The 13,200-nt window shown below is 56.9% G+C and carries 10 protein-coding genes; 6 read left to right on the forward strand and 4 right to left on the reverse strand.

Annotated elements, in window-relative coordinates; translation table 11 throughout:
* Positions 1-11 precede the first annotated feature (11 nt).
* The gene (locus ACTRWH_RS14695; protein ID WP_462826535.1) at positions 12-800 is read left to right on the forward strand and encodes an acyl-CoA thioesterase domain-containing protein; all 789 of its coding nucleotides are present in this window, start codon (positions 12-14) and stop codon (positions 798-800) included.
* Between the two features lie 168 nt (positions 801-968).
* Here ACTRWH_RS14695 and paaX read toward each other — a convergent pair whose 3' ends face one another.
* Positions 969-1,937, reverse strand: coding sequence for a phenylacetic acid degradation operon negative regulatory protein PaaX (paaX, locus tag ACTRWH_RS14700; RefSeq protein ID WP_075194912.1), 969 nt, complete (start codon positions 1,935-1,937; stop codon positions 969-971).
* Positions 1,938-2,214: 277 nt separating this feature from the next.
* Here paaX and ACTRWH_RS14705 point away from each other — a divergent pair, with 277 nt between their 5' ends.
* From ACTRWH_RS14705 to ACTRWH_RS14725, 5 genes are all read left to right on the forward strand, one after another.
* On the forward strand, positions 2,215-3,369 hold the full coding sequence (locus tag ACTRWH_RS14705) for an ABC transporter substrate-binding protein (RefSeq protein WP_462826536.1): 1,155 nt from the start codon (positions 2,215-2,217) through the stop codon (positions 3,367-3,369).
* 79 nt (positions 3,370-3,448) lie between these two features.
* Positions 3,449-4,324: a branched-chain amino acid ABC transporter permease gene (locus ACTRWH_RS14710; protein ID WP_007155025.1), complete on the forward strand. Its 876-nt coding sequence runs from the start codon at positions 3,449-3,451 to the stop codon at positions 4,322-4,324.
* On the forward strand, positions 4,324-5,331 hold the full coding sequence (locus ACTRWH_RS14715; protein ID WP_462826537.1) for an ABC transporter permease subunit: 1,008 nt from the start codon (positions 4,324-4,326) through the stop codon (positions 5,329-5,331). The genes ACTRWH_RS14710 and ACTRWH_RS14715 overlap by 1 nt, the downstream gene beginning before the upstream one ends.
* Positions 5,328-6,086 (forward strand): ABC transporter ATP-binding protein, encoded by a 759-nt coding sequence (locus tag ACTRWH_RS14720; RefSeq protein ID WP_075194915.1) that lies wholly within the window; start codon positions 5,328-5,330, stop codon positions 6,084-6,086. Before ACTRWH_RS14715 ends, ACTRWH_RS14720 begins: the two co-directional genes overlap by 4 nt.
* Positions 6,087-6,166: 80 nt before the next feature.
* Complete coding sequence (locus ACTRWH_RS14725; protein ID WP_462826555.1) at positions 6,167-6,871, forward strand: ATP-binding cassette domain-containing protein; 705 nt, start codon at positions 6,167-6,169, stop codon at positions 6,869-6,871.
* A 92-nt stretch (positions 6,872-6,963) separates the two neighbouring features.
* Here the strand turns inward: ACTRWH_RS14725 and ACTRWH_RS14730 are convergent, their stop codons facing one another.
* From ACTRWH_RS14730 to ACTRWH_RS14740, 3 genes are all read right to left on the reverse strand, one after another.
* On the reverse strand, positions 6,964-8,346 hold the full coding sequence (locus ACTRWH_RS14730) for a sodium-dependent transporter (RefSeq protein ID WP_462826538.1): 1,383 nt from the start codon (positions 8,344-8,346) through the stop codon (positions 6,964-6,966).
* Positions 8,347-8,410: 64 nt separating this feature from the next.
* Complete coding sequence (locus ACTRWH_RS14735; protein WP_462826539.1) at positions 8,411-9,595, reverse strand: aromatic amino acid transaminase; 1,185 nt, start codon at positions 9,593-9,595, stop codon at positions 8,411-8,413.
* Entirely contained in the window at positions 9,588-13,106 is a 3,519-nt protein-coding gene (locus tag ACTRWH_RS14740) for an indolepyruvate ferredoxin oxidoreductase family protein (RefSeq protein ID WP_462826540.1), read from the reverse strand. The genes ACTRWH_RS14735 and ACTRWH_RS14740 overlap by 8 nt, the downstream gene beginning before the upstream one ends.
* Positions 13,107-13,200 lie beyond the last annotated feature (94 nt).

Raw genomic sequence — 13,200 nt, forward strand, 5'->3', positions numbered from 1 at the left:
GAGGCGGGTGCATGAATTTTGATGAATTGATGAAGAGTGGGGCCAACGGTAAAGATCTGGTTGTCCCTTCAAGCTGGGGCCAAGGGCGTGCCTCTTTTGGTGGGGTGGTTGCAGCCCTGGTATTTGACCGAATGGCCAGTGTGGTCGCACCCGACCGCCCCATGCGTTCAATGCAGGTGTCTTTTGTGGGGCCAGTAACGCCGGATGAGCCGGCGACAATCGAGGCCGAAATTCTGCGGGAAGGCAAGGCCGTCAGTCAGGTTTTGGGCCGCATTGTCCAGGGCGGAGAGCCGAAGTTGGTGGCGCTGGCGAGTTTTGGAAGCGACCGGGAGTCTGACGTTTCGGTCGATGCCGCACCAGCGCCTGCGGCGAAGCCGGTGGAGCAGTGCCACGGCCTGGATTTCATTGAAGGTGTTACACCAGAGTTCATTCAGCACATTGAGATGCGCTGGGCGTTTGGCAATCTTCCGTTCAGTGGTAAAGGTGGTCGGGAGCTTGGTGGCTGGATGCAGTTCCGGCAAACGCCTGAAACCTTTTCAGATGCCCACATTGTCGCGCTTGTTGATGCATGGCCGCCTGCTGTTTTGCCGTATGTGAAGCAGCGGGTGAAAACGAGCTCCTTAAGCTGGGCCCTTGACATTGTGCACCCCAGACCAGTATTGGAGCCAGGAGACTGGCTATTATACAAGGCGGAGATTGATAAGGCTGACGCGGGATACGGTCATACCCAGGCTGGTATCTGGACGGCTAGTGGAGAGCTTGTGGCGCTGAGCCGGCAAACGGTAACGGTATTTGGGTAGAAGGGACACTCTATTGTTGATGAGGGAGCTGCCATACTTGACTCACTCGCTACCTTGATTTAGCCATCGGTGCTGATCCGAAGGACAGAGTACTTCGGGATGCCTCCGAGTTTGTGAAGGCCCAGCGCCTGAACAGGATGACGAGTGACTTGGCTGCCGGTGGTACACCTATGACGTTTCTCGCTCCGTTGTGAAATCAGTCTTGCTGGCGACATCTCTCAGGCCACCGAAACGCCGATAAAACTTCTCCCCGGGCCCCGGCAGAGGGCCGGAAGCGTTTTCCAGGGTTTCATCCAGCCACTGTTCAGCCCGCACATAGATTTGACGATACAGGTTTCGGCAAAGTTGCTTGGCGCTGCGCCCTTCCCAGTCACCCGGTAGCAACTCATCGGGCAGGATGGGGTCCCGGAGCAGAATTTTTCGATACTCGTGTATGAGCAGGATACGGACGGTCAGGCATTCCTCAGGGCTGAGGGTGTCATCGGACTGCAGTTCGCGCCAAAGCGGGCGAAACTGGCTCAGGAAGCGTCGATACCGGCCGCCGAGTTCATCCAGGTTCCAGCTTTCGCGAACTTGAAGTCGCAGTGCCCTCGGGCTCTTTTGCTCCATTGGCACCGTCTGCATGACGATGGTGTCCTCCAGGGCGCCCCATTCCTGGAGCATCGGTATCAGCTCGCTGCGGGTGAACCTGGGGTGTTCCATCAGGCCGGGTGCCATGCTACCGAAGCTGAGCCACTTCAGTTCATCCCGAACCTTCTGGCGAAGCTCGGGAGATAGCTGGTTCAGATACACGAGGCACCAGCTACCGCTCCACTCCTCCGTTTCCAGATTGTAGACATGCTGAAAAGCCTGCTCAAAGCGGCGTAGCCCGGGGCCGGTGAGGCTGTAATAACTGCATCGCCCGACTTTCTCAGTTTGTAGCCAGGATTCTTGAACCAGGCGATAAACAGAGGTTCGAACCAGGCGTTGGCTGATGCCCATGGGTTCCACCAGCTTCATCAGACTGCCAAGCCAGACGTTGCCTCCACGAGGAACGATGGCATCGCCATAGATTGTGCTGATAAGAGAACCGGCGCGCAGTGGCCGCTTCTTCTGAAAATTCTGGACAAGTAGTTCGAGCTGGCTTTTTGCAGTCATGGACTTAAGTTCGCAAATAAGAATCAATGAAACACGTTGGACGTATTATGCGGGTCTTTCGTGTCAGGTAAAGGTTTGTCTCTTCGGTTGCTCTACTAGCGCATTTTATGTGCCCCAACTTTGCCTCCGGGGCCATGGTCGGACTCCGTGAAATCGGTTGACACTGGCATTATGATACAATAAGTTCGTTAAATATTCGTCATCGGTATCGAATTATATTGAGGGCGAAGAAACAAAAATACATTCAAGCCCAGCACAATTCGGGAGAACAAGAACAATGCTTAAAACGATGATGCGCCGCGCAGGTCAATGCGCAGTGGTTGCTGCAGCATGCCTCATGATGAGTGCGCAGGCAGCTGAACCAATCAAAATCGGGTCGTTCCTGTCAGTAACAGGTCCGGCATCCTTCCTTGGCGATCCCGAGCTGAAAACCCTCGAGATGTATGTCGAGAAAATCAACGAAGAAGGCGGTGTCCTCGGGCGTCAACTGGAGCTGATCCACTATGACGACGTTGGGAATGCTTCCTCTGCCCGTAACTTCGCCAGCCGTCTGATCCGTTCGGATCGAGTGGATATCATTGTGGGCGGCAGCACCACCGGCGCCACAATGGCTGCGGTTCCGCTGATTGAACAGGCACAAGTTCCGTTTATCTCTCTGGCAGGTGCTGTCGTTATTACGACCCCGGTGAAGAAGTGGGTATTCAAAACCCCTCAGTCTGACCGCATGGCGGCGGAACGTATCCTGGCGAACATGAAAGACCGTGGAATTACCAAGATTGGTCTGATTTCCGGCACAGGTGGCTTTGGCAGTTCCGGTCGCACCCAGACTCTGGAGGTGGCAGAGCAGATGGGTATGGATGTGGTCGCTGATGTTACCTATAGCGGATCTGATACGGATATGACCGCACAGCTGACCAATATCCGTAACACGAAAGGAGTGGAAGCCGTCCTCAACTTTGGTTTTGGTCAGGGGCCCGCTATCGTCACCCGCAACTATGTTCAGTTGGGAATGAAGCTTCCGTTCTATCAATCTCACGGTGTCGCGTCTGACAGCTTCCTTGATTTGGCGGGTTCGTCAGCCGAAGGTCTTCGTCTGCCGGCATCCCCCTTGTTGGTTCCGGACTCATTGCCGCAAGAGGATCCTCAGAAAGAAGTGGTTCAGAATTACAAGGCTGAATATGAAGCTCACTGGGACTCCAAGGTTTCAACCTTTGGCGCCTACGCCTATGACGGGCTGATGCTGGCCGTTCGTGCCATTGAAAAGGCAGGCTCTACCGATCCTGAAGCGGTACGCAGTGCTCTGGAAAATATTCAGGGTTATGTCGGGGTGACCGGTGAGTTCAACATGTCGCCGGACGACCACAATGGCCTTAATGCCGACTCCTTCCGCATTCTGGAAGTCCAGAACGGCGAATGGAAACTGATTGACTGAACTCCTTTTCACCTGTCTCGCGGCTGGCGGCTGTCCTTTTGGACGGGTCGCCAGCTGATGTTCGACCGGAACCACCGCTATGCTCGCAGAATTCTTACAGTACCTGTTCACCGGGATTACTATCGGTGCGACTTACGCTCTGATAGCCCTCGGTTTTACCCTGATTTATAACGCCAGCCACGTCATCAATTTTGCCCAGGGCGAGTTTTTGATGATTGGCGGTATGGCGACCGTTTCCCTGACAGCCATGGGAGTGCCCATGGTGATTGCAGTTGTGCTGGCGGTCATTCTGGCAGGTGTGCTGGGTATTGCCCTTCAGCGCTTCGCCATCGCACCGGCCAAACAGGCCGACGTAGTAACGCTGATTATCATCACCATCGGTGCATCCATTTTCATCCGGGGCATTGCTCAGGTTGTCTGGGGCAAGGAGTACCACGTGATGCAGAATTTCAGTACGGACCAGCCTATCCAGGTCTTTGGCGCAGTGCTGAACAGCCAAAGCCTGTGGGTTCTTGGTATTGGCGCGGTCATGGTGGTGGCTCTGGTGTTGTTCTTTACCAAGACTCTGATTGGTAAAGCGATTCTTGCGACGTCCATGAACAAGGAGGCGGCGCGCCTGGTGGGGATTCGTACCCAGATGGTGCTCATGCTGGCGTTTATGGTGTCTGCGTTGCTGGGCTCGGTGGCTGGCATTGTGGTTGCCCCGATCACCTTCACGTCCTATGACATCGGCATCATTCTCGGCCTGAAAGGCTTTGTTGCTGCGGCTATAGGCGGTCTCGGCAGCGGTGTCGGTGCAGTTGTCGGTGGCCTTGCTCTTGGTATTGTTGAAGCCATGGCGGCCGGTTACATCTCGTCCGATTACAAGGACGCCGTAGCGTTTTCCATGATTCTGCTGGTGCTTTTCTTTATGCCCCGAGGATTGTTCGGTGCCAAAGTAGTGGAGCGCGTCTGATGTTGAACCGGTTTATGCAGTCGCGCCTGCGGGGTCTGGTGATCCTCGCACTAATTCTGATTATTCTTCCGGCTTTTCTGGGCAACCCGTTTCACTATGAACTGGTCATCCAGATGGCCATTATCGCCGCTACGGTTGTCGGTCTGAATCTGCTGGTGGGCTTTGCCGGCCAGATCAGTCTCGGTCATGCCGGGTTTTTTGGCCTGGGAGCTTACTTTACCGGTATTGCGACCGGGACTTACGGCTGGTCTTCTTTGCCTGCGCTGGTGGTAGGGGCCATCGCAGTCGGCACTATTGCCTGGTTGGTCGGGCGCCCGATCCTGCGCCTGAAAGGGCATTACCTGTCTATGGCAACCCTCGCAGTGGGCTTCATTATTGCCATCATTCTGAACAACGAACGTGCCATTACCGGCGGCCCGGACGGAATGCCGGTTCCCGCCCTGGATCTGTTCGGCTGGGAGCTAAGTACGTTTGGTCGATATTCATTGTTTGGTATAGAGATTTCTGGTGTTCAGGCGTGGTATATCCTGGCCAGCGTGGTTCTTCTGGTGGCAGTCTGGTTTGCTCTGAATCTCATTGAATCGCCTATCGGAAGAGCCTTGCGCTCCGTGCACGGCTCGGAAGTGGCGGCCAGCGTGGTGGGTGTTGATACAGCAAAGTACAAAAGCCTTGTGTTTGTGATTTCCGCCATCTATGCAAGTGTGATGGGAGGGCTTTACGCCCACTTTCAGGGCTTTATCACTCCGGCCGTAGCCAGCTTCGAATTCTCTATTCTCTTTATCACCATGGTGGTCCTTGGCGGCATGGGCTCCACATTCGGCGTGATTCTGGGCGCCGTGGTTTTGAAACTGTTGCCCCAGGTTCTGGCGGACTTCCAGGAGCTCGAAACCGTCATGTTCGGCCTGATCCTGATGCTGACCATGATTTTTATGCCCAAGGGCCTACTCCCGACCCTGACCGCTGTGGTTTCCAAAAGAATGCGTAAGAAAGCGGGAGGTGAGGCATGACAGCACTGGTTGAAGTAAAAGGGTTGGATAAGGCCTTTGGTGGTGTTCATGCGGTTGAAGGGGTCAGTTTCGCCGTAGAAGCCGGGCAGGTCTATTCTGTCATTGGTCCGAACGGCGCCGGCAAGACCACGCTGTTCAACCTGATCACCGGCCTCTACACCCCCACAAAAGGTGAGATCCTGCTTAACGGTGAAAGTACCGCGAAGCTCGAGCCGAACCAGCTTGCGGAGCGGGGCATGTGCCGGACCTTTCAGCAGATGCAGATTTGCATGAATATGACCGCCATCGAGAACGTGATGCTGGGTCGGCATCTCCAGCTCAGGAACAGCCTGTTTACCACGTTGTTCCGGTTGCCGTCTCTGCGTAACAATGAAACGGCTGCCCGTAAACGCGCCGCCGATCTTATGGAATACGTTGGTTGTGGTGATTACCTGGATACGGAAGCCTCCGCCATGTCCTATGGCGCGCTCAAGCGGCTCGAAATTGCACGGGCACTGGCCGCCGAGCCAAAAGTCATTCTGCTGGATGAGCCGGCGGCGGGCCTGAACGCCACGGAAACCTCGGCACTGGAGGCGTTGATCCGGAAAATTGCAGACCAGGGCATAACCGTGATGTTGGTTGAGCACGATATGAAACTGGTGATGGGGATATCCGACCGGTTGCTGGTGCTGAACTATGGTCGTGTTCTGGCCGAAGGTAACCCCGAAGAAGTCCGTCAGAACCCGGACGTTATCGCCGCCTACCTGGGTGGCTGAGCAAGGAGACATTTCACATGAGCGAGCAACACACTGAAATGGCGCCTGCCCAGCCAAGCAGTGAACAGTCCAGTCAGGAGATGCTGTCTATCCGAGGGCTGGTAACATCTTATGGCCAGATCGAGGTGCTGCATGATGTGGATATCCACATCAATAGTGGTGAGATCGTATCGCTTGTCGGTGCTAATGGTGCCGGCAAATCAACCCTCCTGATGACTATCTCCGGGCTGCAGCCTACTGACCGGGGCGCTGTTTCCTTTGAAGGCAAGGACCTCGCGAAGATCGCATCGGACCAGCGGGTGGCTGCTGGCATCGTGCAGGTGCCTGAGGGCCGCCAGGTTTTCAAGGACCTCAGTGTCCATGACAACCTTCTTCTGGGAGCCTATACCCGTGGAAAGACCCCCGAGGTAACGGATGACCTGGAGCGCATGTACACCAAGTTCCCTATCCTTCGCCAGAAACGCCATAACCTGGCCGGTGAGCTTTCCGGTGGCCAACAACAGATGCTTGCCATGGGGCGGGCACTGATGGCCAAGCCAAGACTGCTGCTTCTGGACGAGCCCAGCATGGGTCTTGCACCGTTGATCATCGAAGAGATTTTCAACATCGTTAAAGAGCTCAAAGACGAGGGCATTACCATTTTCCTGGTCGAACAGAATGCGTCTCAGGCATTGGCACTGGCCGACCGTGGCTATGTATTGGAGACCGGAAAGGTGGTGATCGAGGGAACCGGCCAGGAACTGCTCAGCAACGAGAAAGTGCGTGAGGCGTACCTGGGAATGTAATATTTTCCGGCCGCTGTGAAAGCGGCCACGAAAAAGCCCCGCACGGAGGCGAGGCTTTGGCGGTTCACCCTCAGTGAATCTTTTTGGGGCCGTCAGATGAGATTGTAAAGGAACACCACCGTGATGCCAGCGGGCGTCAGATACCGGAGCACCAGCATAAAGGCCCTGTAGGCTCCACCTTGCAGGCCGATATCCGCTGCCAGCCCTTGCCGCTTCATGGCCCAACCTGCGAACAGAGCAATTGTTAGTCCGCCCAGGGGCATCATCAGATTGGAGACCAGGAAGTCGAGCAGGTCAAACACCGTTTTGCCCTCAAAGAACGCGATGAAGCCCAGCGGATGTAGATCTTCCCATACGTTGAACGACAGCACTGTACCGATTCCGATAAACCAGATCGCCAGCCCGCCACCAAGTGCACTCTTTGCCCGGCTGACTCCTTTGTGTTCTTCCAGCCATTCCACCACCGGCTCCAGCATGGAGATAGCAGACGTAATGGCGGCCACCAGCAGAAGGGCGAAGAAGAGGGTGCCAAAGAGAGCACCGCCGCTCATCTGGCCGAACGCCAATGGCAGGGTCACGAAGATCAGGCCGGGGCCGGTTCCGGGTTCCAGACCGTTGGCAAACACCAGGGGAAAGATGGCAAGTCCTGCAAGCAACGCCACACTGGTATCCAGAACGGCAATGGTCATCGCCGTTCTGGCAATATTGACGTCCTTTGGCAGGTACGAGCCATAGGCCATAAGCACGCCGATCCCGATACTGAGAGTAAAAGCAGCATGCCCCAGAGCGGTAAGAACGCCGGCCGTGCTCAGCTTGCTGAAATCGGGAGAGAACATGAAACTTACTGCCCGGCCGAAGCTGCCACTGTTCATGGCATAGATCACCATGACAACCAACAGCAGGAACAGCAGCGGCATCAGCATGTTTACGGCCTTCTCGAGCCCTGAGCGAATACCGCGGCCAACGATAACCACGACAATGGCCATGAATACCGAGTGCCACAACAACAGCTCCCAGGGATTTGCGAGTAGTCCGCCGAACTGACCACCTATGGTCTCGGCATCTGCACCGGTAAACAGTCCGGAAGCGGCCTTACCAATGTAAACCAGCGCCCATCCACCAATGACGGCATAGAACGACAGCACCAGGAATGAGGCAATAACGCCGTTCCAGCCGATCACTCTCCAGCCCCGGGACGCTCCCTCGGTTTGGGTAAGGGTGCGCATGGTGGCTACGGGGCTTTGGCCACCCCGGCGGCCGATCATGGTTTCAGCGATTAATACCGGTATTCCAATGAGGAAAATGCAGGCCAGGTAGATAAGAACGAACGCGCCGCCGCCGTTCTCTCCGGTAATGTAGGGAAACTTCCAGATGTTTCCGAGGCCAACGGCTGAACCGGCGGCTGCCAGGATGAAGGCCATCCTTGAAGACCAGAGGTTGTTGGCCTGCTGGTGTGATTGGGTACTCTGACTCATTGTGGTCTCCGGGTAGTTGTTTTTGTCGGATGAACGTTGCTGGTCTGATTGAGGGACGGATGGCTTATTGGAGGACGTCGTTAATTGCGTCTGCCACCCTTGGCAGGACTCGATCGTTCAGCCCTGCTACGTTGACGCGGCTGCTGTCGAGCAGATAGATACCATGCTCCGTTCGTAACCGGGCGACCTGTTCCAGGCTGATCCCGAGGAACGAAAACATACCTCTCTGACGGGCAATGAAACGGAAGTCTCCCACCGGGGCTAATGTGTCAGCAAAGGCATGGCGCAGGTGCAGTATGCGCTTGCACATGCCATCCAGTTCGTCCTGCCATTGGGCTCGCAAGCCGTCATCCCCCAGAATGGTTTCCACGATGGCTGCGCCATGGGCCGGTGGCATGGAGTAATGAGAGCGGATGATGCCAAGCAACTGACTCGTTGCCGCCGAGTTGACGGATGCCGTACCAGAGATCAGTGCCAGGGCTCCCGTGCGTTCGCGATATAGACCAAAGTTCTTGGAGCAGGACGCAGCAATCATCATTTCCGGCACGGCAGCTGCCAAATGCCTCACACCTGCCGCATCAGCCTCGAGGCCTTCACCAAGGCCCTGATAGGCCATGTCCACGAGTGGCAGCAGACCCTTGCGCTGAATCAGGCTGGTGACTTCTTTCCATTGCTCCAGGCTCAGATCCGCGCCTGACGGGTTATGGCAGCAGCCATGAAGTAGCACCACATCTCCCGCCTCGGCGGTTTCAAGGGTTTCCTGCATGCTGGTGAAGTCTACCTCCAGCGTTTTCGGATTGAGGTACGAATATTCGCGGATGGTCAGGCCCGCTCCCCCTAGCAGGGGAAGGTGATTGGCCCAGGTTGGAGTGCTCACCCATACGGTGGTATACGTTTCACACAGGCGCAGAAATTCCGCCGCCATGCGAAGGGCACCACAGCCGCCCGGGGTCTGGACAACGGATATCCGGCCATCCCTGATCAGAGGGCTGTTGTCCCCCAGGATCAGCGCTGCCATGGCGTTGTTGAAGCCGGCAGACCCTGCGGGCCCGACATAGCTCTTGGTGGTCTCTCCTTCCAGCAGTCGCCGTTCCGCTTCGTTCACGGCAGCCATGATGGGAGTGTTGCCGGCGTCATCCTTGTAAACACCAATACCCAGGTCCACCTTTTCCGGTCGGGTGTCCTCCCGGAATTGCTGCATCAGTTGCAGGATCGGGTCCTGTGGCAGGGGATTCAGGGCTTCAAACATGATTCGCCTCCGGGTCGGCCTGCTGGGTACGGATGAGGGTAGGGCGGCCAGTGTCGAGCGCCTTGATAAGTTGGGTCTGTTTTTCACGGATGGCTTCTGCCGCCTGCTCCCGTACAGGCCCGTAGCCCCGAACGTCGGCTGGCAGTTCCGCCAGTTGCAGGAAGGTTTCGTAGTTACTGGCGTTGAGCTCCCGGCCAATGCGGGCGACGAGGGTCTGATAGTCCTTCAGCATTGAACGATCCAGCTTCCGGTCTGCCGAATAGCTGAACGGATCCACCACGGTTCCACGCAGGCCGCGGAATTTCGCCAGTAGCCGGAAGGCCCGGAACATCCAGGGGCCAAACCGGCGTTTTTTCGGGCGGCCCTGTGCATCGGTTTCCTTGTTGAGCAGTGGCGGGGCGAGGTGGAAGTGAACCTTGAAATCACCTTCGAAGGTTTCCCTGACCTCTTTCATGAAATCTGTTTCTGCATACAGTCGAGCCACTTCATACTCGTCCTTGTAGGCCATGACGCGATAAAGCTGTTGCGCCACGGCCCGGGTCAGGAGCAGGTTCGTCTGCCCCAAGGCTTCCTCGGCCTTGTGGACGTCGGTAACGCTGGCCCGGTACTGATCGGCCCAGCGCCGGTTCTGGTAGTCGACCAGGTGGCCGTGACGGGTCTCGATCAGCTCATCAAGGGTCGGCTCTGACTTGACGGCCGCAACCTTCGCGCTGCCGGTGTCCAACAGGTCTGTTAACGCGCTCAGATCAACCGCCGCCACGCGGCCCCAGCCGAAGGCTTCCTTGTTGCGATCAATGGCAACACCGTTGAGCTCGATGGCTTTCATCAAGGCGGCTTCAGACAAGGGCAGCAACCCTTTCTGCCAGGCAAAACCAAGCACCATGACGTTGGAAAATACGGTGTCCCCGAACAGCTTGTCGGCGATGCCATTGGCATCAAGCTGATCAAAATGGTCCTCGCCAACGGCATCCCGGAGCAGCCCCAGCCGTTTGTCGGCCTTCATGTCGGCATCGCGGAAGAGCACATAATCGGCGGTGGGCAGTTCCGCTTCGTTGGCAACAATCCGGGTGTGGTTTGGCCTCAGTACACTGAGGGCCTTCTGGGAGGAGGCCACCACCAGATCGCAGGCAATAACCGCATCGGCCTGACCATTGCTGATCCGAACCTGATGCAGCTTGTCGGGGGATGGCGCCAGGCGCACGTAGCTCAGTACCGCGCCTCCCTTCTGGGCAAAACCCATGAAGTCCAGTACCGAGGCGCCCCGGGATTCCAGGTGTGCAGCCATGGTGATCAGTTGGCCCACGGTGACGACGCCCGTACCACCAACACCGCCAACGAGAAGGTCGTAAGAGCCGGTCATTTCCGGCAGGTTTGGCTTTGGGGTTGCTGCCAGCTTGGTGGTTAGCACCAGGCCGGTGTCCATGCCTCGGGACTTGCGCAGTTGCCCACCTTCAATGGTGACAAAGCTGGGGCAAAAGCCATTGACGCATGAGAAGTCCTTGTTGCAGGAGGACTGGTCAATCTTGCGCTTTCGGCCCAGTTCGGTTTTACGTGGCACAACCGACAGGCAGTTGGACTGTACCGAGCAATCGCCACAACCTTCACAAACGTGGTGGTTGATGAACGCCCGCTTTGCCGGGTCCGGGAACTGATTGCGCTTGCGACGCCGGCGCTTTTCGGCGGCACAGGTCTGATCGTAGATCAGCACGGTACAGCCTGGAATATCCCTCAGTTCCCGTTGGACCTCATCCAGTTCGGAGCGGTCGTGGAAAGTGACGTCGTTCGGAAACTGGTTCTCATGCCCTTCGTACTTTTCGGGTTCATCGCTGAGCACCACGACCCGGCGAACGCCTTCGGATGCCACCTGCTGGGCAATCATGGGAACGGTGATCTGGCCATCCACCGGTTGGCCGCCAGTCATGGCGACAGCGTCATTGAACAGGATCTTGTAGGTAATGTTGATTCCGGCTGCTACTGCCTGGCGGATAGCCATGGAGCCCGAATGGAAATAGGTGCCCTCGCCAAGGTTCTGAAACACATGGGGATTGCCGATGTAACGGCTCTTGCCGATCCAGTTGACCCCCTCGCCGCCCATTTGGATCAGCGACTCTGTGTTCCGGCCCATCCACGACGCCATGAAGTGGCAACCAATGCCGGCCAGCGCCTTGCTGCCCTCGGGGACGTGCGTGGACGTATTGTGAGGGCAGCCGGAGCAGAAATAAGGCATCCGCTTTACCCCACCCGGGTCCTGGGCGTTGGACATGGCGCTGATCTCAGCCATGCGTTCGCTGAAGTCGACTGAGAAGAACCGGCCAAGCCTGGCGGCCAGGAAGCCGGCAACCAGTTTCGGGCTCAGCTCACCGACGTAGGGAATCAGCGGGCGCCCCAGTTCATCCTGCTTGCCGGTAATCAGTACCTCGCCAGGGCGATCCGGCTCGGACATGTACTCTTTGATCTGGCTTTCGATGATGCCCCGCTTCTCTTCGATGACCAGGACTTCTTCCTTGTCATGAACGAAGTTGAGAATGCCGCGGCGCTCCAGAGGCCAGACCATGCCGATTTTATAGATATCCAGCCCCAGGCCCCTGGCTTTGTCTTCATCAATCCCGAGGAGATCGAGAGCCTCTAGCAGGTCCAGGTGGCCCTTGCCGGTGGTCACAATGCCGAAACGGGCTTGTTGATTGTTGTATAGGCAGCGGTCAATCGGGTTTGCTCGTGCAAAAGCCTGCACGGCCGCCAGTTTGTGTTCGATCCGGGTTTCCAGTTGCGGGCCAGGCAGGTCCGGCCAACGATAGTGAAGGCCGCTTTCGGGCGCCGTGAAGTCGTCGGGGGTTACAAACTCCGGTTCGGGGGGCAGGTCTACGGAGGCCGCGCTTTCAACCGTCTCGGAGATCGCCTTGAACCCCACCCAGCAGCCACTGTAACGGGACAAAGCGTAGCCCCATAGGCCAAATTCCAGATACTCGGCGATGTTGGCCGGGTTGATGGTGGGCATGAAAAAACTCATGAACGCCACGTCTGATTGGTGGGGCATGGAGGATGACACGCAGCCATGGTCATCACCTGCGACTACCAGAACACCGCCATGGGGAGACGAGCCGTAGGTGGTACCGTGCTTCAGTGCATCGCCTGCGCGATCCACGCCAGGCCCCTTGCCGTACCAAAGGCCGAACACGCCATCTACCTGTCGGTCATCGTCAGTTTCCACCTGCTGGGTGCCGAGCATGATGGTGGCGGCCAGGTCTTCGTTAATAGCCGGGACGAAGTCGATGCGGTTGTCATCGAGCAGGGGTTGGGCCTGCCAGAGCGCCTGATCGTAAGCGCCGAGGGGGGAGCCGCGGTAACCACTGACCAACCCCGCCGTATTCAATCCCTGTTTACGATCCAGAGCTGCCTGCATCAGGGGTATTCGGACTAAAGCCTGCGTTCCAGTCAGGAAAACCCGACCTGCCTCCCGCAAGTAGCGGTCTTCGAGTTTGTACTGGTCAAGCTGTGGGGAATCGGCGGACATGGAGTCCTCCTTATTGTCGATATTATGACCAAAATTCTAGAGGGAAGTTCGCAAAAGGTGCTTGCGAATTAGGTAGTAGTCTGGATAGTTTGCG

The sequence above is a fragment of the Marinobacter sp. G5_S1_61_S3 genome, from assembly GCF_054968585.1.